We start from the raw sequence: 26,307 nt of genomic DNA on the forward strand, positions 1-26,307 counted from the left end.
GAACATCGCTCGGAACCCTTTTCCGGCGACACTCATAAAGATCCCTCTCTCCTCTCTGGCCCGGCGCTGCCGCCCGGCATCGCCCTCTCCCTATGCCGATATCCTCACTGCGCGCGCGACGCCTTCCCCCTATCCCGCTGCAAGGCCAATCCAGGTTACATGCAGCCGATGATCGGCAGACAAAGTCCCCTCTACGACAACACTTCTGGCATCAAAGCTATGCAGATCCTCATCGGTGACAAGGCGAAGGATGCTGCGGTCATCGACCTCGATCACCGGGCTATGACCGTTCATGCGCAGCATGCCGGTAAGGCGCCGGTAGGCGCCTGAGGAATGAGACATCAAAGCGTTCCTGCAATATGAGAACTGGTGGCCGGCAGACCTGTCTGAAACAGCCGGCACGGGAAAGGAAAGCAATAGGAAGGCATCTCGTTTGCATGGCGAGCGGGGGCCCGTTCGGCAATACCAAAATTGAAATCAAACTGGAGTTGGGAACGGGGATCAATCCGATCCGGTCAGGCATGACCAATATCGGATGCGCCATCGCTGATATGACGCAGGTGATGCCCAGTCAGGGTGGCCCGGAGCCGGTTCTCCATGCGGATCAGATCGCCCCGGCTGGCCAGGACCTCGATCGTATAGGTTCCCCGCGCGAATAGATCGCTGCCCGGTGGCGCGAGCACGGTATAGGAAGCGGGCCATTGGCAAAGCAGCACCCAAGGCCAGCCTGGAAGCACCGGCGGATAGCGGGCGATCACCACACATTCGCTGACGCTGCCAGAAGGGCGGCGATCCAGCAGATCGGGCAGTACCAACTGCTCGCGCGGCGCATCCAGAAATGCCTCGAGCTCGGCCTGTTCCGCAGCGGTTTCGAGCAGGATCGGGTAGTAGCGCCCGAGTGGCAATGTCGGACCGGCAAAACAGGCAGGAACATCGATCAGCATAATATCGGGCATACTGGCCAGGGCGCGGAGATAGAGGCCTCGGCTGGCTGCCAAATGATCGGTGAGACGCATAAAAGGATTGTGCCTCAAGGACGTGCAGCGTCAAGTCGAACCGCCAATACCGATCAGAAAAGCAAGTAGTCTTGGCAGTGGGTTACCAGAGACGCTGCACAGCAAAGCCGTCAAACAAGGCTTCGTTGGACACCAGAACCATACCTTCCGCCTGCGCCTGCGCGATCAGGAAGCGATCAAACGGATCTTTATGGGCGATGTTCATTTCTCCGGCGAGCCGAGCGTGCCGGACGCTGATCGCAAGCTCACCGAACCCTTGGCCGGCAATGATTGCCTCGAAGTCATTTGCAAGCAGCGCCGCACCGGGCAATTTGCCGATGCGAAACTTGGTGGCGACTTCCATGGCCGAAGCCGCGCTTACGAAAATGCTGTTGGCCTCATCACCAATGGCTTCGCGGGCGGCAGCGCTCAACGCCTCATCACCTGCCAGCCACCAGATCAACGCATGGGTATCAAGCAACAGTCTCAAGCCAGGTCCCACCCTTCGATCTCATCCTGAGGCAGCGGTTCGTTGAAGCGCTCGTCCATAGAGATCCTGCCTTTGAGCGAGCCGAACGCACGGCGCCCCTGCGGCTCGATCGGCACCAGCCGAACGACCGGCACACTGCCGCGCGCGATCACCACATCGCCGCCGGCCAGTGCTTCAGCAATCAGTCGGGAGAGATTGGTCTTGGCATCGTGAACCGAAAATTGGGTCATAAATGGCTCCTTAGCTAAGGATATAGCTAAGCACTTCCAGCCTGACAAGGCCAATCGCTGGGCATGGGGCATGAGCGCTCCCACGCATGGCCATGCTAGAGAATAATGGCGACAATCCGCTCATCCCGACCGGGCGCGCGACCGGTGATCCTAAAGGGCTGAAGGGGCCTGCCCGTCTGCAGGATCAGTTGGGCATGTCCGCTGCTAAGCCGTCTCTGAATAGCTACCGCATAACAGTGCTCGAACGAGGTCAGCCATTGCCGGCGCGGCGACAGTAGTTCGCAATTGGCCATGGCTACTCTCCGGGATCGAAATTGGTGAGCCAGAGGAGCGCCTTGTTATAGCTCACAGAAAAATCCGCCAGCGCTCGTCGGGTGACATTTCCCGGTCGAAGGAAATCCACGCCGCGCCTGCCGCGCTGCCATAGGTCAGAATGGCCCAGAGAGCCGATGAGACATTCTCGGGGTGCTCTGCGGTGGCCCATCCTGCCGCGCTCCTAAGCACGAAGAAGCCGTCGAGATGCGGCTCGATCACAAGATCCCGATAGCGCACCTCCAGGCGCCCTTCGACGTTGCGGGAAGAGGTTCTGATCGCCTGCTCGATGACTGCCCGCTCATCGACCGGAAGATGCAGCGACGAAAAGGTCAGGAGTGTGGTTTCACGCAAGACCCGTCTCCTTACACCTTGCAGAAGCCCCGTCCGGGATTTCGAGCCGGTGGGTGTCCCCGCAGTGATCGCACCAGGCAGGATCAAGCACTGCGATAATTGCCCAGTCCTGCGCTGCCTCATCCCAGCGCACAGAGGCATCGCAAAGAAGATCAGCGCTGCGGCACTTCTCGCAGAGCACCGCCTTGCACGTTGGAGCCATCGGGCTTGCCGCTTCATCGGCAAATACCGGAAAATCGGATCTGGGCGGCTAATAACGATCAAACCACAGCCAGTCCGCCCCCAGAGCACTGGCCCGCCGCATCAGGCCCCACAATACCAGTGACACGTCCTCGGGCTGCTCCGGATCATCTTCGAAAATGCCCAGATGAATGGCGAAACCGAACTGATGCGCTTCGAGAGTCAGAAAGGGATGATCGATGATCAGCCGACCGGTCCGACGCGGGGCCTTGGTGATCAGATTTTCGAAAGCATCGCGATCCGCAACCGGCAAATGCGCGGTCGAAAGAACGCAGTGACAGGCAAGGCGCATAAGGCCCTCCGTGAAAGGTGAATGGAAAAGGACCGCAATCTGGCGGTCCGCATGCTCATTCGGGGGTTGAGAGAACCAGATCCATCAGACCCGGCGAAGCGGTAACGACCATCTCTCGTCCGTGCGGGATCAACCAGACGACATGCTCGCGCACTGCCTCGCGCAACCGGGCGATCAGCGCCTGTTCCTCGCCCAGCAGCAGCGTATTGGCCAGATTGCGGGCATTGGCGCAAAAATACTCGTTCTGGGTCTGCCAGCTGTCGCTATCGGCATCCTCGCTGGCGCAGAACAGACTGGCTTCCATCAGCGTGGCAAGATCGCCCGGATCGATCTTCTCATCTCTGGCGATCAGGATGAGGGCCTCGTCGAGACAATAGGTCTCGTTGTTGGCTACCAGCATCGGCACCTCGAAGGTTCTGGTGCTGACTGCGGCATCGGGTTGCCCGCTACCAGCCATGGTCAGTTCCAGCAGGAGACTGGCAACCCGGCCCGATGGCAGGGTGTGCGGAAGATATTCCTTGGCGCTATCGCCATAGATCCAGGACTGGCCTTCATGTTCGAAGGTGAAATCGATGGCGGTGATACGAGGCAGGCGATCATACCAGCCGTAGCCTTCGAAGGCGGGCTCTCCATTGACGGGTCGCAACCCCATCAACATCGTATTTCGGATGACCGCAGCCGCCGCTTGCTCCAGATCTGCCCCACTGCGATGCACGATCATCATCTCACCCGATGCCACTTGCCCGCCGGAGGGGATCGCGGTGTTGTCGGCCACCGCAGGCACCCAACTATCGAGCCAGGCCGATGCTTCGGGCAGGGTAATTCCCAACTGCGCCGCACGTTGCCACGAAGCAAAGGACAGGCGGTGCCCGGGTTGCAATGCTATGGCGCGATAGTTCACCGCTTCCATTTCGCAGCGAAGTTGGCTGAGCGCCTCATTCTCGACCATCTCCTTGCGCGCCGGGAGCACCAGTTGCAGGGCGGGCGCATCGAGAATATCGACCCGCGCGTTCCAATAGGCATGACCATCGACTTCCTCGACGGGATCGTGGCGGCAGGGCACCGTAACCCCATGGAAATTGATGCGCGGCGCATCCCGATGTTGGCGGCCAGACGAGCGAAAGATCCCGATCCGCAAGCCCCTCCAGACTTCAATGTAAAGAGCCTCGGCAAGAAAATCCTCGCGTTCCACCTCCTTCCCGCAAAAATGCACCGGCAACGGGAAATAGCTCGCAACCTGCCTTACCGCAGCTTCAAGACCCTTGGCCCAGGCTGATGGCAAGGTCACGCGGAACAGTGTCCCGCGTTCCATTTCGGCAGGCTCGATGGCGAGCGGCACCGCCCCTTCCCAGCCATGTTCGGGAATGGTCACCTGCCAGCCTGCCTGAGCGGACTGCGACCACGAACGGACCGTCACATGGCGCCCGGCAAGGCTGAACACGCCCATCCCGGCAGGATCCTCGCGCGCGGCGATCTCGACCTCCCAGCCCGATTGCCCCAGCGTCAGCAGGTTACGCGGATCATCAATGCCGCAACCATCATCGGCAATCGAAAGGATCTGCGCCCCATCGCATTCCTCGACATCCATGATGATGGCACTCGCGCCAGCCCGGCGGGCATTCTGCAGAAGCTCATGCAGGCAGTCGGCGATCGTGCCATTGTAAAGGCGGGTCACCCTCGTGATCAGCGAGGCACCGACTTTGGGCTGGATGGATGCAGGTAGATTCATCGGGTAAGGCCTCCTGTGCTGCGCGATTTCCTCATCGCTGCCCAACCGCTCCCCCTTTTCTTTCCTGCAGGTGGGCGTCTCTCAGCCCACTTTTGCTCCAGCAGGCGATGGCTCTAGCGCCAGCAGGCCGGCCAGCGTGACCGGCGCCCTGCCCGCCCGTCTGCTTTTTGGCGCCCGGCATGGCCTGGCCGGATCGGTGAAGCGATAGCCGATGCGGATGGCATGTTTGCTGATGACCGCCACGTCGCGCCCAAAGACCTGAGCCAGATCGCTCATGGAGATGCCATGCGCCCAGGCTATGGCTATCGCGCGGTCCTCGTCCTCTCCGAAGGGACGGATATAGCCATGCCTTAACCCGAGTTGGTTGGCGTGCATCAGCACCGCGCGCTGCCCCCGGCCCAGCAAGGCCGCGATCTGGAGGGTCGGCACCTTGCCATAATCGCGGCGCAAAATGGCATTGTCCTCCTCCGACCAGTCGGGACCGGAGCGGAACCCGTTGGGTCGCACATGGCTGCCGCGCAAACCCAGTTCGCCTGCACGCCAGCGGATCGAATGGGCGGAGCGACCAAGGCGCTCGCGTAGAGGGGTAAGGCTTGCCCCGGTTGCATAGGCATGGGTGAGCAGATCGTCTTCTTCACGGATCCAGGCTCTGCCCCAGCCCCGCCCGTAACCCATTTTGCGCAACCGCTGACCAAGCCCCCGGCCGGTTCGGCGGGGAAAACCTTCCCCGGCCAGAAGGTCTGCCAGCGTGCCATAGCGATGGCCCTCCCCGGCCAGTTCGAAAGCCCGGGTCAGTTCCTCGCTCGACCAATCCTCGGGCTGACAGGCATGGCGCAGGTTCAGCGCCGCAGCGCGCCCGATCACCCCGGCAAAGGGCCGTCCGATCAGTTGTGCAATCTGTGCAACCGGAACGCCTGCCTTATAGCCAGCCCGGATCTGTGCATCTTCCCAGCCAGTATAGGCAGGCGCGGCCGGTTCATTCAGGTCCAGCAGTTTGGCTCGGGCATAGACGGCACTGACCGAGCGGCCAAGGAGAGCGGCCAGATCGGACGCCGGTTCTTCGCCATATCGGCGGACAAGCTCGGCGTCCTCCCATTCCAGCCAGTCGCGCCGGGAATGGCGACGCAGCCCGAGATCGGCGATGCGGCTGGCAATTCCGGCCCTGCTGCGCCCCAGGTCCCGGGCGATGTCATCAAGCGAATGGTCAGCGAGAAATGCCTCACGCAGCCGGTCTGTCTCGGCAGGGAGCCAGGCATTGGCCTGAAAGGCGATTTCGCGTAAGGGAGCCTGGTTGCCTGGCTGTTCGGTCGGAACATAAGGGGCCAGTTCGACGATATCGCCGGGCAGGTCGCAGAAGCTGTCATAGGTCACAGGCGATCCTTTCAGGCAAGGCCGACAACCGGCGTGTCGATGACGCGCAGACGAAGCCGCGCGGACAGACGGGCCATCCTTGTCGCATCGCGCGGCATGGTGTCCGCAGCACCGATGGCCGAAAGCAGGTCCAGCCCGGCGTCCACTTCCTCGCCCGGCAAGCCCAGATGCCGCGCCAGTTCCTCCGCCGTGGTGGCATTGGGTGCGATGTTGCGCAGCGCCGCGCTAATCCGCGTGGCCGGCCCCGCCGCTGGATCAAGCAGAAAACTGTCGAGCATGCGCAGCCCTTGCCGTGGCACCGGCAGCTTGCGTCCTGCGGAGGGTTCGCGCAGCGTATCAAGCTCGAGCAGCGAGCGGCTCTGCTGTGGATCGAGATCAGCCGCCGAAAGCAATGCCGGGCTATGGCCGATATGGCGGGTGATCGTCGGATCGATCCGGGCAAGCTGCGGCAGCGGCGACAGCGCGGGGCCAAAGGCAAAGAACTCGCCCGGTGCGAGTTGGCGCAGCAGACCGGCCTGCTCGCTGCCAAAGCCAAGCAGATCGGCGGCGCGAGCCACATCACGGTCAAAGACATTGAGGCCGATGAGATGGTTGTGCAGCTCGGACACCACCGAACTGGCCAATTTGGCAAGGCGCTGGGTGGCGATGATCGTGCCGATGCCGCGTTTGCGCCCCCTCGCGCACATATCGGTGAGCGTCGCCACGCCAAGACGGCGGGTTTCCGCATCGCGCGCGGAAGCCGCCATATGCGGCGCGAGAAGATGGGCTTCGTCGATACAGACCAGCACCGTATTGCCCCAATGCTCGCGCGGCGCGGAGAGGAGCCCTGCAAAGAAGGCCGCCGCCTTCTCAATACGAATATCGGGTTCAAGATCGGTGAGATCGAGATGAAGCGCGATCCGGTGCTGGCGCGCGCGCAGCGCAAGAGCGGTCAGCCCATCATTGGCATAGTCGCGCGCAAGGATGGTGGTGGCACCGATATGATCGGCCAGATTGGCAAATTCACCTTCGGGATCGACGATGATGGTGGTGAGATAATCGAAGGCCTCCTCGATGATCCGGCGCAGGGTCTGGCTTTTGCCCGCCCCGGAGGAGCCCTGAATAAGGCAGCGCCCCGCCATCAGCTTGGCGAGATCCAGTTCGAGCGGAGCGGTCGAGGCACGGCCGAGCGGCACTTTGGTATCGGCGGCGAATTCATGGGCAGCAAAGGACATGAGATGCACTCCTCTGGGCCCCGATCCTGACGGATGGGGGCGGATGGATGGCAGACGATGGAAATGGGGTCCGTCAGTCCTTGATCAGGTGGATCAGGGCCATGAAACCGCCCTTGTCGGGTTCGACCCGGATCATGGGCGGCAGGTCATCGAGATCGAACCACGCGCGTCCAGTCGCCGCCTTGGCTAGAAGCCCGGCGATGATCCCCGGCATCAGGTCGGAACTGGCCAAGCCGCCCCTACGCGGATGGGCGCGCAGGACCGGCAGATTGAGGTGGTGGCGTCTCACCTGTTTGAGAACCCGGACATAGCGAACCGTGGTATCGCGCCCGGCTACTTCCCCGACCCTGATTTTGGCGTTGTAGGTGGCGAGGATCTTCATGTCGGCGCCTTCCCGACAAAAGCAACTGTCACCAATTGCACAGCGGCAGGTCATCGACCATATCGCCATCGCAATCGACGAGGACATAGGCAAAGCCTCTCTCGCGCCCGAAGGTGATCAGCGCCGCGAGATCTTCCGGCAGAGGCGCTGCGCCGGACTCGTCTCGCAGTCTGGTCGGAACGAACCAGCCGTGGACGGCGGCGGCAATATCGAGCGGGCGATCACCGGGCGGCCAGGAAGACCAAAGATCGAGCAGTTCGGCCGTCGCAGCAGAAAGATGCGCGGTGGACAGCACGCAATAACGACCATGTTCCAAGGCAGGCTGGACGCTGCGTGCGGGAGCAGCAGGTGGCGGCTCGATCCGAATTTGCTCGATTGTGAGGCATTCGCTGTCATGCCGGTCGAAATAGGTCTCGATCACCTCGGTATCGCTCAGGTTTGCGGCCTTGCGGGGATCGCGGATGTCCGACCACCATTCGCGGCAGAATTCTGCGATCTGTCCCTCCAGTGCCGGGCGGTCGAGGGACACATGGATGTTGGCTCCCTCCTTGTGTTCGATGACCCCGACATGGATATCGAGCGGCCAGAGCATTGGAGAATGCGCCAGGCCCTGTTCGGCAAGCGCGATATCCTCGACAAGAAAAGCCATCGCTTGGCTGTCGAGATCTGCAGGTGTTTCGAGCGCCGCGCGGGCGCGGGCCAGAAGCGCCCTGAAATCGTGCAGGGAGTTATCCGTCATGGGGATGCTTTCGAAAATACGAGCCGCGGCATCGCGTGAATATCCGGCCTCATGCCGCCGCCTGCGTGATTTAAACGCTCAGTCTCAGCAGGCGCGGGCGCAGGCCTCGCGGCGCAGATCGGGCACGCGGGGGTCGTCATAAGCACTGGCCCCCGACATCTCGAGGGCGGCCTGCTCGGCGCTGTACCAGTTGGCAGCTTCGATCCTGTAGGTCTCGCTCGCATAGCGTTCATCGCCGCTGAAAAAGGCGACTTCGACCTGAAACGTCTGCAGGGCAGGCACAATATTCTCGCGCATGGCTGATATCCTTTGCGGACAAGAGAAAGGCGGCACCGGCACTGGGCCGGAACCGCCTGAAGGATTGGATGGGAAGAGTGCGGGCCGTGCCGCCCGGTCAGAACGCCTTTTCGAGGAGCTTGCGGGCTTTGCCTTCGAGTTCGAGGCGGGCTTCCTGATGCGGCTTGCTGCGTGCGTGGGCGGTGATGCCCTGCACGAAATCATAGAGGGATTGCGGCGGATGGCCTTCCTCGACCAGCACGGTCTCGATGATCTTTGCGGTGTCGGTTTTGGAGAAGCCGCGCTTCCTCAGGAAATCCTCGCGATCCTCATCTTTGCGGGCGACGATGCGCTCGCGCGCCGCCTTGATGCCGGTGATGAAATGCGAGGGCGAGCTGTCGGCAAAATGCTCGAGCGCAGGCGCGGCCTGATGGGCGAAGCGCGCAGCGGCGAATTTCGAGTGACGGATATTGACCTCCTCGAAATTCTCAACGCCCCACAGGCACCGATTGGCACAGACCCCGCGCAGGTAGAAGGTGGCGATCCCAAGCGTCTTGGAACCCACTTCCGAGTTCCAGCAATAGAATCCCCTGAAATAAATATCGGGCTCGCCATTGGGCAGATGGCCCGCGACAATCGGGTTGCGATCATCGACCAGGAACAGGAACACGTCGCGATCGGACGCATAGAGCGTGGTCGTTTCTTTGGTGATATCAACATTGGGATTGTAGCGCATATTCGACCAGTCGATGGTTCCCGGGACCTTCCAGCGCGTATCGCCCGTCCCGTCTCCGGCAAAATTCATCACCGCCGCAACCAGTTCATGATCCCAGATACGGCCATATTCGGCGCCCGTCGCGGCGCGCAGTTCGGCACGTCCATCTTCGGTCTGGAGGAGTTTGACCTGTTCGCCGCGATGGTGGATCAGGCCATGCTGGAGGTTGATCCCGGCAAGGGCTGCGGGAAGATTGCGCAGATAGGAAGCCGGGGCGCCGACAAGGCTGGAGAGCTGGCCGAAGGACCAGTTGGTCGGCGCAATGGGGCGCTCATCGCCCGGGGCAAGCAGCATCAGCCTTTCGGCATTGTCGCTTCGGGCCTCAACGCGAAGGCTGCGGCTTTCAACGATGCGGGTGCTGGCCTTGTCGGCGCGGGTGCGGACGCTGGCATAGAGGTCTTTAAGCGAGAGGAATTTCTCGTCGTCGGGACGCGAGAACCATTCGGAGGATACACGGCCGATGCGCTGACCGCGGTTGACATCGATCCGCCAGGGCGCGGTCTGAGGGGAGGTTTCGATCACAGGGGCAAAGGAAGTCATCTGCCGTCTCCTTGGGATTACCGAGGTAGGGGCTCCATCCCCCTCGCCTCATCCCAATTCCCCTTGCTTTTCTCCCTGGTTTTGAGCTTCAGTTTTAGGAACCCCAATCAATATACGGTACTTGTTTGATTTTTGCGCACACCCTCGGGTTCATGCATTACAACTGCATCAATTTTAACGCGGCTCATTTTGGCGGCTTTTGAGGACGAGTACGAACCCACTGGCGTGGGAATGGCGCTGGTTGAGAGGTTTCGCTGCCACTCGCGGGCCGATGTCTGTGGTTGAGACCTGCTGACGAGAGGCAGATTTTGCGGCTCCTTCAACCAAGGAGTCGATCCATGACCAATACCACAAGGCCAGCCCCTGCCACGACGCTGCGGGAGCGTATGATCGAAGACATGAATCTGCATCGGCTGTGCCGCACCACGCAGCACGGTTATTTGCGGGATATCACGCGGTTTGCGATCTGGCTGGGACGCCCACCCGACACCGCCACCGAGGAGGACCTTCGCCGCTACCAGATCGAGCAGACCGAGACGGGGTTTGGCGCACCGGCGATGAACATGGCGGTTTCGGCGCTGCGGTTCTTCTTCATCCGCACGCTTGACCGGCCGGATGTGATCCGCAGACTTCACCGTGTAAAGCATCCCCGTGGTTTGCCGACCGTGCTCAGCCGCGATGAAGTGAGCAGGATGCTCGATGCAACCACCAGCATCAAACATCAGGCGATCCTTTCGGTCGCTTATGGCGCTGGCCTCCGCGCCGCCGAAGTGACCCACCTGAGGGTCCGCGACATTGACAGCGAGCGGATGCTGCTGCGGGTCGAATGCGGCAAAGGTGGTCGCCATCGCAACGCCATGCTGGCCCAGGACCTGCTGCTTCTCCTGCGGGAATGGTGGAAGATCGGGCGCAAAGAAGGTGTGATGCATCCTGATGGCTGGCTCTTTCCCGGCCAGCACTACCTCAAACCTATCAGCACCCGGCAGGTTCACCGCATAGCCGCCGAAGCGGCCCATGCGGCGGGGATATCCAAGCGGGTCGGCCCTCATACATTGCGTCACAGCTTTGCTACCCACCTGCTGGAAGATGGTGTTGATATCCGCGTGATCCAGGTACTGTTGGGGCATACCCAGTTACAGACCACAACGCTCTACACCCGGGTTGCCATTCGCACCGTGAAGGCGGTGGTCAGCCCGCTCGACAGGCTGGCCATGTTCCCGACCGCACAGGCGGCCCCTCCCGGCTGAGCCGGTGCGCGCCTCGCTCGAGGTCGCCGACATCTTCCTTAGTGCGGGGCCCGCCTATCGCGCAGCCCATGCCGGGCATCTCAGCCTCGGCCAGCTCAAGGTCATGACGGCCATCGAGAACTGCCGCACCGCCGCGCTGGGCGGTCACGTCGAGGCTTGCGACGACTGCGGGCATTGGCGGATCGCTTACAACTCCTGCCGCAACCGGCATTGCCCCAAATGCCAGGGCGCCGCAGCGCGCACCTGGCTGGAGGCGCGTGAGGCAGATCTGTTGCCTGTGGGCTACTTCCACGTCGTGTTCACGCTGCCCGCCGAGATCGCGGACATCGCGTGGCAGAATAAGGCGGTGGTCTATGATGTCCTCTTCCGCGCGGCTGCGGACACGGTGCTGACCATTGCTGCCGATCCCAAGCACCTAGGCGCGCGGGTCGGCATCACTGCCGTACTGCACACCTGGGGATCGGCGCTCACACACCACCCGCATGTGCACATGATCGTGCCCGGCGGTGGCATCGCGCTGGACGGCACGCGGTGGATCTCGTCGCGCCCCGCCTTCCTGCTGCCGGTGCGCGTGCTGGGCGCATTGTTCCGCCGACTGTTCCTCACGCGTCTGCTGGCACTGTACAACGCTGGCAGGCTGGGCTTCTTCGGCGCCTTGGCGGGCCTGGCCTCGCGCAAGGTGTTCCTGCGGCATCTCTCGTCGATCCGGAAGAAGCGCTGGGTGGTTTACGCCAAGCCGCCCTTCGCCGGGCCGCAGGCGGTGCTGGCCTATCTCTCGCGTTACACGCACCGCGTTGCCATCTCCAACCGGCGGCTGATTGCCTTCGACGAGGATGGCGTGACGTTCCGCTATAAGGACTACCGTCGCGATGGTGCCGAGCGCCAGCAGGTCATGACGCTGGCGACCGGCGAGTTCATCCGCCGCTTCCTGATCCACGTCCTGCCGCGCGGCTTCCACCGCATCCGGCATTATGGGCTGCTATCCAGCTCAACCCACAAGGATGCCATGGCGCTGGCCCGCAGGCTGCTGGGCGTCGCCGCGCCAATCGACGAGTGCGAACCCGAAGAACCTCCCGACCATCGCCCGCCATGCCCGTGTTGCGGCGGACACATGACCATTATCGAGACCTTCGCCCGTTGGTGTCAACCGCGTGCACCACCAGCGCCAGTATCCCCGAACCGGAGACAGGCGCCATGATCCGGCATGGCCCACGTTGCATGATGGTCGCGATCGCTGCGTCCCGGCCCGAGGGAATACGCGTGCCGACGCCGCGAGCACAGTCAAAATTGGGCTCATTACTGGCGGGATCGGCGATACTCCCGGCGATATGGCCGCCTGAATTCTTTGCTATTCCGCCCATCACAGGCTGTCCGACGGGCTTGCTTCAACCATCCCAATCCACAACAAAGCCCTTTTACCCATAGAGATGGGCGAGCCCCACCGCGGGTCGTACCTGTCCGGGTTTAGTACGCCTGACGGCGCCCGAAACCCTTCGACGATCCGGAAGGTCTGGTTCGAGGCCGCTGATTGAGCCGATCTGCCCTTCGTTCATCGGCTCAAATATTGGCGCGCGAACGCCCGGGTTTGGGACTTTGCTGCCGTCTCCTTGCGACTTATCGAACGACTGGTCTCTCTGGCAGCGGACATCCAGTGCCTGATTGAACTGGGCGACGTGTTGATCATAGGGTTCGCGTAAGGCCAGAAGAAACAGTCTTTCAAATTATAGGCTGATGACGTCTGTCACGAACAGGCTCTATCATGCGCCTCCTATCTTGCTCGACCATCAGGGATCATAATGACCGGTTTCTCTATCGACCTTGCCGCCGATCGCATCATCGACACACGCACGCGCGACTATTTTGCTGAAGTGACACGCTCCTTTTCGAACGAATGCTACCGCAGCAGCCTGGTCATGCTGTGGACGGTGGTGGTGTGTGACCTTGTCTACAAACTGCAAACGCTGCGCGATCTCTATGGCGATGCCTCGGCCGCAACTCTACTGACCGACGTCGAAACCAAGCGGCTCGCCAATCCGACGAGCCCAGATTGGGAAGCATATCTCCTCGAAGAAGTCTTGAAGCGTACCAAGATGCTGGAAATTTCCGAGCATGCGCAGCTCAGGCATCTGCAGCAACTCCGCCATCTGTCGGCGCATCCCGTGCTGTCGGGGACCGATCTTCTGTTCCGCCCGACCAAGGAGGATGCCCGCGCGCAGATCCGTATGGCGCTCGAAGCGCTCTTGATGAAGCCCGCGCTATTTTCGAAGAAGATCGTTGACACGCTCGTCACCGACATCGCCACCAACAAGGCGGTGTTGATCTCACGTGAGAAGCTGAAGGCCTATCTCGAGGCGCGCTATCTGCCCAACATGCCGCTCGCCACAGAGCGAGAGCTGTTCCGCGCGCTTTGGAAATTCTGTTTCAAGCTTAACAATGCCCACACGCAGGCCAACCGGCAGATCAACCTCGACACCTTGTCGATCCTTTATGCACGCAACTCAGCCGCGATGCGCGCGATGATCGACGGCGACCGACTAGCGTTCAGCAATGTCGGCCCGGATTCCGAGCCGCTCGATGCGTTGATCCTGTTCCTAGCCGAGCATGCCGAGCTGTACGCGTCGCTCGACGCATCAGCGCAGGTTCTTGTCGGTGGACGCTTGATAGCCGACATCGACAACCGGGTACGCGCGCGCTTCACGACGCCCGACATAGCCGCTCATCTGGCGGCGCTTCTCGCCGAAGACGCGGAGGATCTAGCCATGATGACCGAGCCGGTCTGGAAGAACCTGCTGGACGGCGCGGAGGCCGAGGGGCTAGTCGACGAGGCGATACGGATCGCGGTCAAGGTCTATGGAAAGAGCAAGAGCTATGATGCCGCCGACAAGCGGTTTAGCCGGTTCATCGAGCCCATACTCCCGAAACTAACCGTATCAACGCTTACGGAATTGCTCGTGCTGTGTGAGGACAACTCACAGACCTATGGCCGTAGCCGTGCGACGTATGATCATCCCCAGATCAAGGAGGTCGCTTCCGCACTCGGCGTCAGCCTCGCACCTTATCCGTCGGTCTAGGATTTGACCTTAAGCAGGCTAAGGGGGCAGCCGCCTACCAAAGGAACGCATTTCGTTGGGCGAACGATGGCAACCCGCGATCTCGCGCGCGTGATCGCCACACGCAGCAGCCTTCGCGCTTGCGGAAAAGGTGGCTTCTCCTGGCGCACGTCGAAAAAGAAGGATTTGAACGCGCCCTCGACCAGCACGACCCCGTCGAACTCCTTTCCCTTCGATTTGTGGATGTTCATGACGAGCACGCCTTGCGGGTCCTGCTCGGTCGAGATGAGCCGCTCCTGATCGAGCACCTTCTTGACGAGGATCGTCGCTCCCGCATAGGCGCCGTTCGCGACCCAGGAGTCTGCCAGTCCCTGGCCAAGCGCATCGGTCGCGCGGAACAGACGAACGAGGCGCACCTGTCGCTGAATCTCCGTGAGCGCTGCGATCTTCGCCATGGTCCGCAGCGCGGTACGCCAATCGACGATAGGGTCACCGACCAGCTCGATCCCGCTCGCGACGGCGTCCGCGATCTCGCGCGCCGCCTTTGTCTTGATCTTCCCCGCGGTCTGAACGGCGCTCAGGGCCTCCGCGTATTTTCGCGCAAGGTCCTTTGCCGCCTGAGTGCCGTCGGTCGCTGCCTTCAGCCGGTAATATGCCGCTACGAGACGAAGCGTCTGGGCCTGCGCCTCAGCCACGCTAAGCCGCGGCCATTCGAGCATAGCTGCGAGCACGACGGCCGCGGCCGCGGACAGCTCGGCATCCCATACGACCTCATGTGGGACCGGCTTGAGCTTTTGCTTCTTGTAGCTGTGCTCCTTGCCTAGCAGCGACGAGATCTCCGCCACCACCTGGTTGCTCCGCGTAAGCACCGCGATCGTCGGATTCTCCACCTTGGCCTTGGTGAGCTGGCCGTACATCCAGATCACCGCCGCATGGACGGTGGGCTCGAACTGGCCCGGCGGGTATCCCACCTGCTTCACCTCCAGGCAGGGCGAGGGCAGCGGGGCATTGCCCAGGACCGCGTCGGCGAACTTCAGGATGCCGCCGTTGGGGCTGCGGTGATTGTCGCCGGCGAGATCGACGACGGTCGGCTTGAGAAAGTCGGACGCCTTCTTGAGGCGTAGGGGATCCACCTTGGGGTCATACTGGAAGATGCTTTGATCGGGGTCCGCCAGGCAAAAGACCGTCGTCGTATTGGCAAGCGCGGCCACAATGCGCCACTGGTCGTCGTCGGTGTCTTGAAACTCGTCGAGAATGATCATCGGGTATTTGCGGCCGAGAAGGTCTCGGACCGCCGCGCACGTCTCAACGATCGTCGCCACCGCGCCGGCGAACTGGTCGAACGCGAAGACTCCTTCTTCAGCGGCGCGGCGCTTAAGCTCCGCCGTCCAGTCGCCATCGAACTCAGCGCGCTCGATGCGTTCCTGATCGGGATAGGCGATCCGCGCCTGCAATCCGTTCAGCAGGCGGCCATGCGTGCGGAGCGCCTCTAGGCAGAACGAATGGTAGGTCTGCACCTCGATCAGGCGACGCTCGTCGGAGCTCAATATGGCCTTGCACCGGGTGAGCACCTGCCGAACCGCGGCGCGCGAGAAGCTGAGGAACAGGATTTCCTGCCCCGGCTTCAGATTCGGAATGCGATTTTGGGCCTTGAGCAGAGCGATAGTCGTCTTGCCCGAGCCCGGCCCGCCCGTCACCAGAAGGTGACCGGCTGCAGCGAGGATATCTATTCGCTTCTGGTCGAGATCGAGCTTCAGAGGTGGTCTCCGGCGTCTTTGTCGCCCGGATCCGGATCAGGCGGCTTCATCGTCGCATCAATGGCCAACAGCACGGTCTTGATGGTCTTGGGCAGCTCGTCCGCGGTCTGACACTGCCGAATGAACAATGCGGTGTAGCCATAAGCGTCGCCCTTGCGGGCCTTGAGCACCGCGGTCGCAAGCTTGGTCGCGGCCGCGTCGTCGAGCGCCGGGTCATATGGGCCGCAATGCCCGGGATAGTCATCGCGCGCCATCGCGGCATCGAGGAAGCGACGGTGCACGGCGGGCACAGTCTCCGACACGAGCAGGGTCTCGATTCCCTTTGCCGGCGATTGCCAGCGTGCGACATAGTCCGCCAGCTTAGCCTCCGCTGCCGCGTCAGGTGCCTTGTTGGGGGTGTCGACGAACGCGAAAGCAGGCTTATTCAGCGCCTTGAACACCGGGCCATATTTAGGGACCGAGGTCTCGCTATCGGCGTTAAATAGGCTGATGCCGGCGAAGTCGAGATGCATGTAGGCGTCGGTGCCCAGAGACTTCTCAAGCACGCTCGACGCCTCGGGAAACAATGCCGCCTCAGATGCGCCCTCGACGACGAGAACCCCGCGCCCGAGGATCGCCTCGGCGAACTGGCGGCGTTCTGTCTTAAAGCTTTTGGTCTTGAAATCACCGAGATCGATCGGAGCCCCTTCGAGATTGCCTGCGGCGCCTCGGGACAGAATGACGATGTCCTGCGGCTCGAACTGCTCGATTATGTAGGGCGAATGCGATGTCACGATCGCCTGGCCCATTTCGGAGAGGACAAATTTTCCAACCCTCCGCTGGGTATGCGGCGGCAACGCGATCTCCGGCTCCTCCATCGCGAAGATGACCGATTGCTTCTCCTTCAGCTCAGCGATGACCGTAAGAAGCGCGAAGACAAGCAGATTGATCGAGCCCGTGCCGAGCCGCGGAAACGGCACGCCATGCCCGATCGGCTCGGCGGCGATGAACAGCCGAACCACCTCGCGTAGATTCTCCCGCGTGAGATCGGAGGCGAAGAACGCGGTCGCGTCGTCTCCTGCGGCTAAGGTGACGAACCGCGCCATTCGATCCCGAATATCGGCGCGAATTTTCTTGAGCTGCGGGACCTCGCCGATCGGCGGCGTCAACCCGTGCAGCCGATCGAGCGTATCCTGCCACATATCGGCAAGGCCGGTTCCGCCGAGGCGGAGGACCGTGTCGAGCAGCGATCCGCGTTGAAGGCTGAGCGCGCGCGATCCGGTGCGAAGCGTGCGCAGGAAAACAAAGCCGCAGAGCCTCTTGTGGTCGCGGCCGAACAATCGCCGCCCGGCGCCCAGCGCCAGTTCCGCCGCCTCGTCGTCATCGAGCGGCTCGACGGGATGGTCGAAGAACGTGTTGCCGATGAAATCATCCTCGGCCTTGTCGTAGCGGCCGATGAAGACGACTGGCAGCGCCCAGCTCATTTGCGAGCCGTCCCCATCCTGCGGGCCCGCTTCGCCCTGATCGGCAAAATCGCCTGTGGAGGCGTCCCAACGGCGCAAATGCCGATGGAACTTCAGCTCGGCCTCAGGCGCCAAATCGGTGAGGATGGCCTCGATGCGAATCTCGATCGGATTCTTCTCCGCATCGAGATACCGGCCACAATGGAAGTCGTGCTCGTCGACGACAGGCCGCCGGTATAGCCGCTCGGGCCCGAGCACGAGATCCAAGGCTTCGCATACTGTCGATTTGCCGATGTTGTTGCCACCGACAAGAAGCGTGTGCCCCGTAAGATGGATCGTGCCGTGGGCGACTCCTCGAAAGTTCGAGATCGTCAGCCGCCTAACTTTCATTTTCGCCATCCCCCGTTCGTTGCCGAATAGTAATTTAGCAGAACTCGACGTCTCCCGCACAGGAAAAGGAACGGCATTGACCAGGCCCTATCGTCTAAACTGTTCGCCTAAGTAGGCACGATCAATTTGCGTCAGGGCGCCTCTCTCCGCTTCGAGACCTAGGCATGCGGCAGGTTTAAAAGAGCCGATTTGGACCTTCGAAGGTCACCTATGTCAGCGGTTCCGGAATTCGAGGGCATTTGGCTTGACGCTGCTGTACACAGGTCAATAGTCATACAATGGCTATAAAATCGGAAAATACGGCGGCGGGCAGTAGCAACCATTCCCCATCCGCACCTGTGTCGGCAAACGATCCGGTTCCAACTGAAGCTCAGATCCACCTGCCGTGGTACCGTCGGCGCAAATCGATCTGGTTCAAAATTGCGGCTCACTTGTCTCGACTAACGAATGGGCATGTAAAATCGCCTGGATATTATAGGTCGCTGGAATTCCAGCGCGAGCATGATGCCAAGGACTTCGAAAGATATCGTATCAGTCCCAATGAGCATGTCCGCACTTGGTGCCTATGGACTGTCGAGTTCTATACGCCGGATAACATAGGCAAGCTCCGCGACGCACTCGACCGACTTAAGCCAGCTGGCATGGAGTATGAGGAACGCGGACCCGGCCAATGGCTTCGGCAGAACCGTGGCCGCGCGGGCAATTCTATGGAACTGTACTTCGTGCCCAAAGGAAGACCCGGTTTGGGGATCGGCCACTATTGCCCTCTGCCCGACTTTGCTGAAGGCGCTCACGGGACGATCGAAAATGCAACACCCTCACTTACAATTCTCACCATGCATTTCCTGCTGAAGGACTCAGAACGAGACTGCCTCGAGATCGAATTGCACCGGGACCATCCGTCAAAGATCACTCAGAAGCCCAAAGGGGTTCTATCTATATCCGGTGTCTCGGACGAACAACGCCGTGCTGTTGAGGATAAACGTCTGCATTGGATCAGCCAGGCAACATCTTGGCATCGTGAAAATTTTCCGGGCCTTTTGTCGGGCAACGGAGAACTTGTGTCATCATGTGTACTTGATGTTGTAGACGGCGCCGAACCACTCGGTGTGGAACGTACTAATTTATTGGAAGCACTCGATCTTGTTCGGTCTTACGAGGTTTATGAGAACCGGATGCGTGATGGTCAGGGCCTTCTCAAGTTAAGCCGGGGGGCTGGCAGCGCACGGCTTGGCGGCTTGCGCCTTCTATCTATAAACCGCGAACGTCTCGCGGAATTTGAAACTGTGGGATATGGCAATGATGACGATGGTCGAGTTGCCCACATAGATGCGATGTTTCGGCGTACCTACACATGGATTGCACTTCCCCGGGTGCTCGATTTCTATGACCGTCGAGCCGTCCAAGCACGGGACGGTGCAGCAGCACTCGTCGGAAGTCGAAATGCCTCAAGGGCCTTGGAGCGCGTGCGCGCCGATACCGCGCAAAGCATAGATGCTGCCGTGATTGCTCGGGAATTGCATGGCGCGGCCAAAACTGGGAGGCTCCCACGTTGCGAAATGGATTTCATCCTACGGCCAATATTTGCCAATGATAAGGCGCGGCCTCTGGCTCAGACTATTCGCGAGCGAGTAACCCACCAGGCAGCTGAACTTCTCGCCGATGTCGAAGCTTTAAACGAAAGTCTCACTGTACAGGCGAACCTGCTTAGCGCGCACGCTAATCTCAAGCTGCAACCATGGATTATTACCCTAGCGGTGATATCAGCCATTGCCGGCGTGATAGCTGCTATAGGCCCATTACATGATTTGATGTGGCCCAAGCTTGCGCCAACAGTTGAGTGCGCAACCGTTCATCCATCACCTTCGGAAAAGGCATCCGGAATGCCACCTGCGCAGGCACTACACCCCAAGCGACCTATCTCCGACCGTAAGTGAATGATAGACAGGTTCCGACACCCCAGTCCGAGCCACTGAACGTCGGGTTTGAAGGCGAAAGCTATTCCAAAGGCGCTGGTACAGATAGACCAGCTGATGAGTCGATTGCACTTGGCCAGCCACTGCAGGTTGCGTGGAGCCACCGCAGGTTGTGCGGCAGCTGGCCATCGGAGCCCAATTGGCTTCAGAGTGCGCGCAATCGTTCGAGCGACAGCGGCTGCGCCAGCAGGGCACTGATCCGCGCCGCAGCGCCGCTCGACGTCAACAGCGCGGCATGGGTGTCCAGCGCGGCCTGGTCGGCCCAAGCCTCGACTATGACGATCACGCCCGGCGCATCAAGACTTTCATGCGCGGCATAGGCAAGACACCCCGCCTCGGACAGCACCTGCGGGACCAGAGCCAGTATGGTCTCTGCCAAAGCGACCTCCTTTCCGGCTTGCGGTACGAGGCGGGCGATAAGGTGAATGGTGATGTCAGTCATGCGCTTGGGCTCCTTGTGCCTCAACCCCACCCTTGCAGCACGATCTTGCCGCGCGTGGTGTTGCTTTCGATCTGCCTGTGCGCCGCGATCAGATTGGCGGCGTTGATAGGGGTCAGGGCCTGCGTCAGAGTGGTGCGGATCTTGCCCTTGTCCACCAGCCCGGCAACCGCGTCGAGCAGCTTGCCCTGCTCGGCAATGTCGGCCGTGTGGTAAAGCGAGCGGGTAAACATCAGTTCCCAATGCACCGACACCGACTTGCGCTTGAAGCCAACCACGTCGAGACTGGCCGGGTCGTCGATCAACGCAAAGCGGCCCTGCGGCGCGATCAGTTCGGCAATGTCGGCCAGGTGCCGGTCGGTGTGGGTCGTTGAAAACACCACGGCGGGCGCGCCAAGGCCCAGAGCGGCGACTTGCGGGGCCAGCGGCTGTGTGTGATCGATGGTATGATGGGCGCCCAGGTCTCGCACCCAGTCCTGCGTCTCGGCGCGAGAAGCGGTCGCGATGATCGTGAGATCGGTCAGCGCGCGTGCAAGCTGAATGGCGATGGAGCCAACGCCGCCTGCCCCGCCGATAATCAGGATCGCCTTGGCCGCCCCCGGCACCGGTTCGGCCACGCGCAACCGATCAAACAGCGCTTCCCACGCGGTGATGCTGGTCAGCGGCAGCGCGGCGGCCTGCGCCCAGTCGAGGCTCTGTGGCTTTTGCCCCACGATCCGTTCATCGACGAGATGATATTGCGCATTGCTGCCATCGCGCGCCAGATCGCCGGCATAATAAACCGCATCGCCTGCCTTGAAACGGGTCACAGCGGGCCCGACCGCTTCCACCACGCCTGCGGCATCCCAACCCAATACGCGATGGTCAGCACCAGCCAGCGGCGGGGCGCCCTTGCGCACCTTGGTGTCGACAGGGTTCACCGAAACGGCCTGAACCGCGACGAGAATGTCATGTCCGGTGGGGATAGGGCGAGGCAGGTCGATGTCTATCAAGGCATCATCACGGTCGATGGAACCGGGTGTGCGATAACCGATGGCATGCATGGGACTTCCTTTCCTGATGGTGTCCCCTAAATAGGCAAGGCGGCATTTCATGTCATACGCACAAAAATTGCTTATAGTGCCAAAAAGGATACTGTAGATGGCTAAAGCCCGTCATTCCCGGCTCGATTGCACGCCCGGCTGTGCTGTGGAGGCCGCCGTCAGCCTGATCGACGGCAAGTGGAAAGCCGTGGCGCTTTATCATCTTGAAGATGGCCCGATCCGCTTCAATGAGTTGCGCCGCCGGGTTGGCGATGTCACCCCCCGTATGCTGACCAACCAGTTGCGTGAACTGGAAATGGATGGCCTGATCGAGCGCGAGGTGTTTGCGCAGGTGCCTCCTCGTGTCGAATACCGGTTGTCGGCACGAGGTCAATCGCTCACCCCCATCATTGCAGCGCTGAAGGCCTGGGGCGATGCCAATATGGATCTGTTTGGCCGCAGGCGCGACCCGGTTGTGGTCCAGAGTGGCTGAGGTCGGTGTCAGGTCCCGCAGCCCTCGCGCGTAAGCCGAAGGATGAATGGAAGGCAGGTTCGAACGATCGCCTTCCGGCCCATGAACGACCGCTTTTGGGGCGATCTTGTTCGTTGGAAGCTGCGCCGGGTGCGCTTTTAGGCCTGCGCGCCGGCACACCGAGCCTGCACGAGATCAATGTCGAAGCGCGCGTTCAATGATCGCATTTGCATGTCGGATATCACCGATCGCGCCATCATAAATGCCGTCGAGCGTGGTTCCCCAGCCGGATGCGGTGGCCGCCGGATCCAGTCCGCAGCGCTCGAGCGCGCTGCGAATGTTTTTACCGTCCTTGCGGTGGCCTTCTTCCTGCCGCAGGTCGGAAAGGGCGAAAAGGCGCTTGAGTGGCTGCGAGGGCACGGTCCCCGGCTCCCGAAAACGTTCGAGGATTTCGTCCCTGGCGGTAGCGAGCGGCAACCCTGTCTCATCAGCGATCGCGGCAAGGCAAACGAGTCGATCGAGAAGTTTGAGGCCGCGAAACTTCTCGGTCTCACTCTGGGCACCCATAGCCTTGACCATGCGTCGCAAGACCCGTTCACCCAAGGCCTCGATGGCGACCTTGTCGAGATCAAGGCAGCGTCCGAGGAATTCGCTCTCGGACATGCCCAGTGGGATATGGCGGGTGATGCGTTCCACGAAGGGCAGATTCCACCATCCATTCCAGTCGCGCTTGGCCGGGTCCATGCCGACGATGTCGGCGACGGCGACATCGTTGATGCCCAGTGCGTTAGCAAACTGCATCAGCAACCGGCCGAGCATGATCAGCCCGTCTGTGAGGTCCTTGGCGCGCGTCGCAACATTGGGCGCCTGGTGCAACGCGTGGAGGCTTGTCTTGGGGGGCGGCGTAACCGCGAAACCATGCCAATGCGTGATGACCCGGGTGGGCGTTCCCTCATAGAGCTTGCGTGCCTCGAGTTGCAGCAGATCGCGCCCAACGCGACGGATGTAGCCGACACTCCATTGATTGCCGCACGAGACGCTGCCGCTTTCGGGTGAAATCTCGAAATCCAGCTTCCCTTCATAGGCAGCAAGGACCTCGTCGCGGATATAGAGTATATCCTCGCGAAAGTGCAGGCGTCTCGCTGTCTGTCGGCTGAGAGGTGTGGCAATCCCCGGCCAGGTCAGCCCGACGGTATCAAGCGTGTCGTTCGTGATTGGCAGATCGGCAGGTCGGGCCAGCACGCGGGCGCCCCATATCTGGGCGGTGTATCCTCCACCATGGTTGCGTCTCACGTCCAGGGTCCGATCGTCGAACTCGACGTCTCGGTGGTCCTCATCACCTAGGAAGTCTGCGCTCGCCTTGTCTTCCGGCCCGTGGCGAATTTCCCAGAAGACCTGCACCAGCACGCGATTGGTCAGGCTCAAAAAGTCCTGCAGGTGGTCCCGCGACACGCGTGTCCGTGCTGTCGGGCAATGAGGGAATTGATAGTGCGAGGGTGGATCGATCACCGCCACGTCATATTCGGGGGCGGCCGGATCATCCCAGTGCAGGCTGCCATCTCCGAGGGCTCTCGGCATCAAGCCATAGGTCATGGTGAAGCCGGGGTCGAGCACCATCGCTGTGCGGTTGTGGGCTTGCCAGCCCAGCACCAGCGGATCGAATTTTATCCGTTCATCCTCAAGGTTGGCTTCAATCCAGAATCTTGGCCGGTAGGGGCCCGCGCCGCCGGCGTTGGGATGAGGGCCGCTCGCCTCGATCTCGTGGTTGAGCAAGGCGAGCTTTCCCTTAAGACGCTCCAGACCTTCAGGAGGGACAAGCGCCGTCCAAGCGACTCTTTGGCCCTTCTCCGACGGATCGAAACCACGGACCTCCGCAACCGTCACCATCGGCTCCGACCATGGGTCTTCGTGAGCAATATGCCTCAGAAGATCAGGCCACCATGTCTGGTCCATCGGAATTCCTCGTGCAAAGGTTTCAACTCAGGGGGGCGGGTCAGCACCTATGTCTTTGCTTATTAAGCAAAGACATAGGTGCCAAGCAAGCAGCCGTTTCGGTTTGCCGAAAGGCAAGCAACTCCGCATCTTCGCGATGACCAACGATCTCGGCGAAGGGACAGATCTCATGCTGCCCGAAATGTGGCGACAGGCTCTTGGTAATGGTCGAGGGTGATGGGCGAGGAAACGGCCCGCTCCGACCCAATCCTCGAACCCGTCGAGGGGAAGTACCAACGATTGAAATTCATCGCTCTCGACATCCACCTCCCGCGCGGATGCGACCAAGCAGCGCCGCGCGAGAAACCGCTCCATTGAAGGTCCGCCACCGGCCTGCCCACCGGCTCCGGCAACCACACTCAGCAGCACCTTTCTGCCACCATCCGCGAGTATCCCAGCGATCGGCCCGTGTTGGTTTCCGCGTTCAATCAGCCGGCGAGAGAAGTCTGGAGTTTGCAGGATTCCATCGACAACAAGCTCGGAATTACCATCGGCCTGGATGCGAAGCCGCCCCGACAGTGTGCCGGTAGGCCAGCTATTCCCTTCAAGTACCTTGGCCCCAGCAGGCCAAAAATATCCTATGGAATCGAGGACCTCGTCCGAACTCGAGGAATTGGTCATGATTACCGCCGCAAGATGTGAATGGGCATCCAAAAGCCCCTTCTGTCTATGAGGCGCAGGCTTCGTTTCGTATGTCTAACAAGATTTTGTGATTGCCGACGCGATCCTGCCGACGTCGCCGATCCGACTGTAAGGAATGATCCGCGGATTGTCCGAGGCGACCGGGAAGCGGCTCAGCACCAGATGTTCGACCTGATCGAGACCCAGCTCGCCTCTCAGCAGATCCTCGCGGTTTTTCTCTTTTCGTAGCGCGCGCTCGTAGCTTGCCGATCGCGCGCGATTATATCGGGCGAAGAGCCGGACATTGGCCTCGATCTTGGTGATGTCGACCAGGTTGTTCTTGCACTGGACGTTGAAGATGATGCCTCCGCGCGTGGTGACGACATCGAACTCCTTGTGGTTGATGCGCTTGATGCCGGTGAGCGTGAAACCCTGCTCCTCCAACTCTGCAGAGACAGCCTGCTCGAAGATGTAGCCCGACCGGATCTGATACCGCCTGATTTTGTAGAGGCAGACGTTGCGCCAATTATAGAGGAACCGGCTGAGCAACGCGACCGAGCCGGTCAACTGGCCGTCCAGCTCTACAAGCGGCGCATAGCTGTTGGTGTTCTCGGTATAGGTGCCAGGCCGATGGACCAGCGCCTGGCGAAGCGGCTGCGGCAGACGGAGCGCATCTGCCACACGGTCGAACTTCCGGCGTGAGAGGCGGACCCAATAATCGTCCTCGGCGAGATCGGCGATGTGGCGGACGAAGGCGGCCGCGAACCTGAAATCGGACCCGGCCAAGTCGAACTCGGCATAGGCCGCCTCCATCAAGCGGATGTCGTTGCGAAGCTCCGCAGCCGAGAAAAGGCGCGATGGCGATACCGGCTCGAGGCCTGCCCCTTCCAGGATATTCGGATCGAGCGCCTGCATTTCGACGATCGTCGTCCGCTCGGGCTCGAGGTGCAGCCCGTCGAGCACGGCATAGTCGTGGGAGCCATAGAAGCCGTCACCCATGACGTGCAGGGCGAAATCCGGGAAGACCTCAGCCAGCATTGCCTTCTGATACAGCCCGGTCAGGGTGACCCCATTGAGCTCCACCAGCGGCAGGAACTGGTTGAGGGTGTCGATGACAGGAACCGGCTCCCGCCCCTTCGCCGCATCAGGCAAGGTGTAGAGCAGCGACACCAGATGCCGGCGTCGGGACTGGAAATAGTCAATCGCCGAGTTGACCGTGTCGAACGCCCCCCGGGTCGCATCGATCCGGTGCATTGCGAAGGAGACGCCGACCGCCATCGCCTGCACCATCAGCGTTGTGAAACGCTGAGCGAAGGCTGCGCCGAACTGATAAACAATGTGGTGATGGACGACCCGGAACCGGCGCGGGGCCTGGGTCACGTCCAGCGGCAGGTCCAGCAGCGCTTCCCATAGCCAGGGCTCCTTCAGGCCGAAGCATGGCAGGTTGATGAACTCCTCAACCGCGCGGATCGTCTCGAACCAGCTCGAGAAGGCCGACTGCGGATCGAATTTCGCCAACGCAGCGTGCAAGCCGGCGCTGTGCTCCTCGATCTGTTCCCGAAGCAACGCGCGCGCGTCGCTGCCGACGAGACGATCGCCGGTGTTCCATCTCGTCATCGGCCAGGCCCTCCCGCTTCAACGACAGGTAGCCTGCCGAAGTTCAACGAAAACTGAACCGCCTCGTGGCTGGCACGATCTTCAACGTGGATGCCCAGGCTGATCGCGCCTAATGCAGATGAACCAACGGCAGCTATTGAGGTCCGATCTCGGGACCGAGCGTCCATAAGGCATTGAAATGGCATTACATCATTACCCTATAATTCGCCGTTATTATTAAGAACTACGGCTTCATCCCAGTCCATGGCATTCCAACACGCCGCCATGAAGGTGAAGCAAAGACCGGTTCCGACGCCGCCGCCAAGCCCTCTGAACGTCAGCAATGGTGGCGGGATCGGGATTG

Annotated in this window: 24 protein-coding genes; 5 read left to right on the top strand and 19 right to left on the bottom strand. The window is 61.1% G+C overall.

The window, feature by feature from the left end; translation table 11 throughout:
* Window positions 1-129: 129 nt before the first annotated feature.
* The 13 genes from PQ467_RS22785 to PQ467_RS19750 form a co-directional block, all read right to left on the bottom strand.
* Window positions 130-342, bottom strand: coding sequence for a DUF5818 domain-containing protein (locus tag PQ467_RS22785; protein WP_443193034.1), 213 nt, complete (start codon window positions 340-342; stop codon window positions 130-132).
* 173 nt (window positions 343-515) lie between these two features.
* The gene (locus PQ467_RS19695) at window positions 516-1,016 is read right to left on the bottom strand and encodes a hypothetical protein (RefSeq protein WP_274177233.1); all 501 of its coding nucleotides are present in this window, start codon (window positions 1,014-1,016) and stop codon (window positions 516-518) included.
* A gap of 82 nt (window positions 1,017-1,098) precedes the next feature.
* Window positions 1,099-1,485 (bottom strand): type II toxin-antitoxin system VapC family toxin, encoded by a 387-nt coding sequence (locus PQ467_RS19700; protein ID WP_274177234.1) that lies wholly within the window; start codon window positions 1,483-1,485, stop codon window positions 1,099-1,101.
* Window positions 1,482-1,715, bottom strand: a complete 234-nt coding sequence (locus PQ467_RS19705) for a type II toxin-antitoxin system Phd/YefM family antitoxin (RefSeq protein WP_274177235.1) — start codon at window positions 1,713-1,715, stop codon at window positions 1,482-1,484. The genes PQ467_RS19700 and PQ467_RS19705 overlap by 4 nt, the downstream gene beginning before the upstream one ends.
* A 345-nt stretch (window positions 1,716-2,060) precedes the next feature.
* Window positions 2,061-2,381, bottom strand: coding sequence for a DUF5983 family protein (locus tag PQ467_RS19710; RefSeq protein WP_274177236.1), 321 nt, complete (start codon window positions 2,379-2,381; stop codon window positions 2,061-2,063).
* Between the two features lie 250 nt (window positions 2,382-2,631).
* A complete protein-coding gene (locus tag PQ467_RS19715) occupies window positions 2,632-2,913 on the bottom strand; it encodes a DUF5983 family protein (RefSeq protein ID WP_274177237.1) in 282 nt (93 codons plus the stop codon).
* A 55-nt stretch (window positions 2,914-2,968) separates the two neighbouring features.
* Window positions 2,969-4,642 (bottom strand): ATP-binding protein, encoded by a 1,674-nt coding sequence (locus PQ467_RS19720; RefSeq protein WP_274177238.1) that lies wholly within the window; start codon window positions 4,640-4,642, stop codon window positions 2,969-2,971.
* Window positions 4,643-4,723: 81 nt separating this feature from the next.
* Entirely contained in the window at window positions 4,724-6,013 is a 1,290-nt protein-coding gene (locus tag PQ467_RS19725) for a hypothetical protein (protein WP_274177239.1), read from the bottom strand.
* A gap of 11 nt (window positions 6,014-6,024) precedes the next feature.
* On the bottom strand, window positions 6,025-7,227 hold the full coding sequence (locus tag PQ467_RS19730; protein WP_274177240.1) for an ATP-binding protein: 1,203 nt from the start codon (window positions 7,225-7,227) through the stop codon (window positions 6,025-6,027).
* A gap of 73 nt (window positions 7,228-7,300) precedes the next feature.
* Window positions 7,301-7,609, bottom strand: coding sequence for a hypothetical protein (locus PQ467_RS19735; RefSeq protein ID WP_274177241.1), 309 nt, complete (start codon window positions 7,607-7,609; stop codon window positions 7,301-7,303).
* Window positions 7,610-7,637: 28 nt separating this feature from the next.
* The gene (locus PQ467_RS19740) at window positions 7,638-8,348 is read right to left on the bottom strand and encodes a DUF5983 family protein (protein ID WP_274177242.1); all 711 of its coding nucleotides are present in this window, start codon (window positions 8,346-8,348) and stop codon (window positions 7,638-7,640) included.
* Window positions 8,349-8,432: 84 nt separating this feature from the next.
* Complete coding sequence (locus tag PQ467_RS19745; protein WP_274177243.1) at window positions 8,433-8,645, bottom strand: hypothetical protein; 213 nt, start codon at window positions 8,643-8,645, stop codon at window positions 8,433-8,435.
* A 97-nt stretch (window positions 8,646-8,742) separates the two neighbouring features.
* The gene (locus PQ467_RS19750) at window positions 8,743-9,939 is read right to left on the bottom strand and encodes a DUF932 domain-containing protein (protein ID WP_274177244.1); all 1,197 of its coding nucleotides are present in this window, start codon (window positions 9,937-9,939) and stop codon (window positions 8,743-8,745) included.
* A 338-nt stretch (window positions 9,940-10,277) separates the two neighbouring features.
* On the opposite strand from PQ467_RS19750, the gene PQ467_RS19755 reads away from it, so the two are divergent.
* The 3 genes from PQ467_RS19755 to PQ467_RS19765 all read left to right on the top strand — a co-directional run bounded on the left by PQ467_RS19755 (window position 10,278) and on the right by PQ467_RS19765 (window position 14,257).
* Complete coding sequence (locus PQ467_RS19755; RefSeq protein WP_274175925.1) at window positions 10,278-11,186, top strand: site-specific integrase; 909 nt, start codon at window positions 10,278-10,280, stop codon at window positions 11,184-11,186.
* A gap of 4 nt (window positions 11,187-11,190) precedes the next feature.
* Window positions 11,191-12,384 (top strand): IS91 family transposase, encoded by a 1,194-nt coding sequence (locus tag PQ467_RS19760; RefSeq protein ID WP_274175926.1) that lies wholly within the window; start codon window positions 11,191-11,193, stop codon window positions 12,382-12,384.
* A gap of 598 nt (window positions 12,385-12,982) precedes the next feature.
* Entirely contained in the window at window positions 12,983-14,257 is a 1,275-nt protein-coding gene (locus PQ467_RS19765; protein ID WP_274177245.1) for a hypothetical protein, read from the top strand.
* Here the strand turns inward: PQ467_RS19765 and PQ467_RS19770 are convergent.
* Window positions 14,254-15,933, bottom strand: coding sequence for a UvrD-helicase domain-containing protein (locus PQ467_RS19770; protein WP_274177246.1), 1,680 nt, complete (start codon window positions 15,931-15,933; stop codon window positions 14,254-14,256). The two genes, PQ467_RS19765 and PQ467_RS19770, sit on opposite strands and share 4 nt — an antisense overlap.
* A 56-nt stretch (window positions 15,934-15,989) precedes the next feature.
* A complete protein-coding gene (locus PQ467_RS19775) occupies window positions 15,990-17,834 on the bottom strand; it encodes an ATP-dependent nuclease (RefSeq protein ID WP_337995129.1) in 1,845 nt (614 codons plus the stop codon).
* 269 nt (window positions 17,835-18,103) lie between these two features.
* On the opposite strand from PQ467_RS19775, the gene PQ467_RS19780 reads away from it, so the two are divergent.
* A complete protein-coding gene (locus PQ467_RS19780; RefSeq protein WP_274177247.1) occupies window positions 18,104-19,762 on the top strand; it encodes a hypothetical protein in 1,659 nt (552 codons plus the stop codon).
* Between the two features lie 184 nt (window positions 19,763-19,946).
* Here the strand turns inward: PQ467_RS19780 and PQ467_RS19785 are convergent, their stop codons facing one another.
* Together PQ467_RS19785 and PQ467_RS19790 are read right to left on the bottom strand one after the other, a co-directional pair.
* Complete coding sequence (locus tag PQ467_RS19785; protein ID WP_274177248.1) at window positions 19,947-20,243, bottom strand: putative quinol monooxygenase; 297 nt, start codon at window positions 20,241-20,243, stop codon at window positions 19,947-19,949.
* A 20-nt stretch (window positions 20,244-20,263) separates the two neighbouring features.
* Complete coding sequence (locus tag PQ467_RS19790) at window positions 20,264-21,283, bottom strand: zinc-binding alcohol dehydrogenase family protein (protein ID WP_274177249.1); 1,020 nt, start codon at window positions 21,281-21,283, stop codon at window positions 20,264-20,266.
* 97 nt (window positions 21,284-21,380) lie between these two features.
* On the opposite strand from PQ467_RS19790, the gene PQ467_RS19795 reads away from it, so the two are divergent.
* Window positions 21,381-21,755, top strand: a complete 375-nt coding sequence (locus PQ467_RS19795) for a winged helix-turn-helix transcriptional regulator (protein WP_274176200.1) — start codon at window positions 21,381-21,383, stop codon at window positions 21,753-21,755.
* A gap of 174 nt (window positions 21,756-21,929) precedes the next feature.
* Here the strand turns inward: PQ467_RS19795 and PQ467_RS19800 are convergent, their stop codons facing one another.
* Window positions 21,930-23,687 carry a hypothetical protein gene (locus PQ467_RS19800; RefSeq protein WP_274176201.1) on the bottom strand — a complete coding sequence of 586 codons (1,758 nt, stop codon included), beginning with the start codon at window positions 23,685-23,687 and terminating at the stop codon, window positions 21,930-21,932.
* 735 nt (window positions 23,688-24,422) lie between these two features.
* Complete coding sequence (locus tag PQ467_RS19805) at window positions 24,423-25,964, bottom strand: hypothetical protein (RefSeq protein ID WP_274176202.1); 1,542 nt, start codon at window positions 25,962-25,964, stop codon at window positions 24,423-24,425.
* Window positions 25,965-26,307 lie beyond the last annotated feature (343 nt).

This window comes from Novosphingobium sp. KACC 22771 (genome assembly GCF_028736195.1).
Taxonomy (GTDB): domain Bacteria; phylum Pseudomonadota; class Alphaproteobacteria; order Sphingomonadales; family Sphingomonadaceae; genus Novosphingobium.

Coding starts and splice junctions, on each gene's coding strand:
- PQ467_RS19715 (WP_274177237.1), bottom strand. CDS start 2,913: ATGCGCCTTGCCTGTCACTGCGTTCTTTCGACCGCGCATTTGCCGGTT.
- PQ467_RS19750 (WP_274177244.1), bottom strand. CDS start 9,939: ATGACTTCCTTTGCCCCTGTGATCGAAACCTCCCCTCAGACCGCGCCC.
- PQ467_RS19720 (WP_274177238.1), bottom strand. CDS start 4,642: ATGAATCTACCTGCATCCATCCAGCCCAAAGTCGGTGCCTCGCTGATC.
- PQ467_RS19730 (WP_274177240.1), bottom strand. CDS start 7,227: ATGTCCTTTGCTGCCCATGAATTCGCCGCCGATACCAAAGTGCCGCTC.
- PQ467_RS19780 (WP_274177247.1), top strand. CDS start 18,104: ATGGCTATAAAATCGGAAAATACGGCGGCGGGCAGTAGCAACCATTCC.
- PQ467_RS19695 (WP_274177233.1), bottom strand. CDS start 1,016: ATGCGTCTCACCGATCATTTGGCAGCCAGCCGAGGCCTCTATCTCCGC.
- PQ467_RS19740 (WP_274177242.1), bottom strand. CDS start 8,348: ATGACGGATAACTCCCTGCACGATTTCAGGGCGCTTCTGGCCCGCGCC.
- PQ467_RS19705 (WP_274177235.1), bottom strand. CDS start 1,715: ATGACCCAATTTTCGGTTCACGATGCCAAGACCAATCTCTCCCGACTG.
- PQ467_RS19785 (WP_274177248.1), bottom strand. CDS start 20,243: ATGACTGACATCACCATTCACCTTATCGCCCGCCTCGTACCGCAAGCC.
- PQ467_RS19765 (WP_274177245.1), top strand. CDS start 12,983: ATGACCGGTTTCTCTATCGACCTTGCCGCCGATCGCATCATCGACACA.
- PQ467_RS19805 (WP_274176202.1), bottom strand. CDS start 25,964: ATGACGAGATGGAACACCGGCGATCGTCTCGTCGGCAGCGACGCGCGC.
- PQ467_RS19790 (WP_274177249.1), bottom strand. CDS start 21,283: ATGCATGCCATCGGTTATCGCACACCCGGTTCCATCGACCGTGATGAT.
- PQ467_RS22785 (WP_443193034.1), bottom strand. CDS start 342: ATGTCTCATTCCTCAGGCGCCTACCGGCGCCTTACCGGCATGCTGCGC.
- PQ467_RS19775 (WP_337995129.1), bottom strand. CDS start 17,834: ATGGCGAAAATGAAAGTTAGGCGGCTGACGATCTCGAACTTTCGAGGA.
- PQ467_RS19735 (WP_274177241.1), bottom strand. CDS start 7,609: ATGAAGATCCTCGCCACCTACAACGCCAAAATCAGGGTCGGGGAAGTA.
- PQ467_RS19745 (WP_274177243.1), bottom strand. CDS start 8,645: ATGCGCGAGAATATTGTGCCTGCCCTGCAGACGTTTCAGGTCGAAGTC.
- PQ467_RS19755 (WP_274175925.1), top strand. CDS start 10,278: ATGACCAATACCACAAGGCCAGCCCCTGCCACGACGCTGCGGGAGCGT.
- PQ467_RS19800 (WP_274176201.1), bottom strand. CDS start 23,687: ATGGACCAGACATGGTGGCCTGATCTTCTGAGGCATATTGCTCACGAA.
- PQ467_RS19795 (WP_274176200.1), top strand. CDS start 21,381: ATGGCTAAAGCCCGTCATTCCCGGCTCGATTGCACGCCCGGCTGTGCT.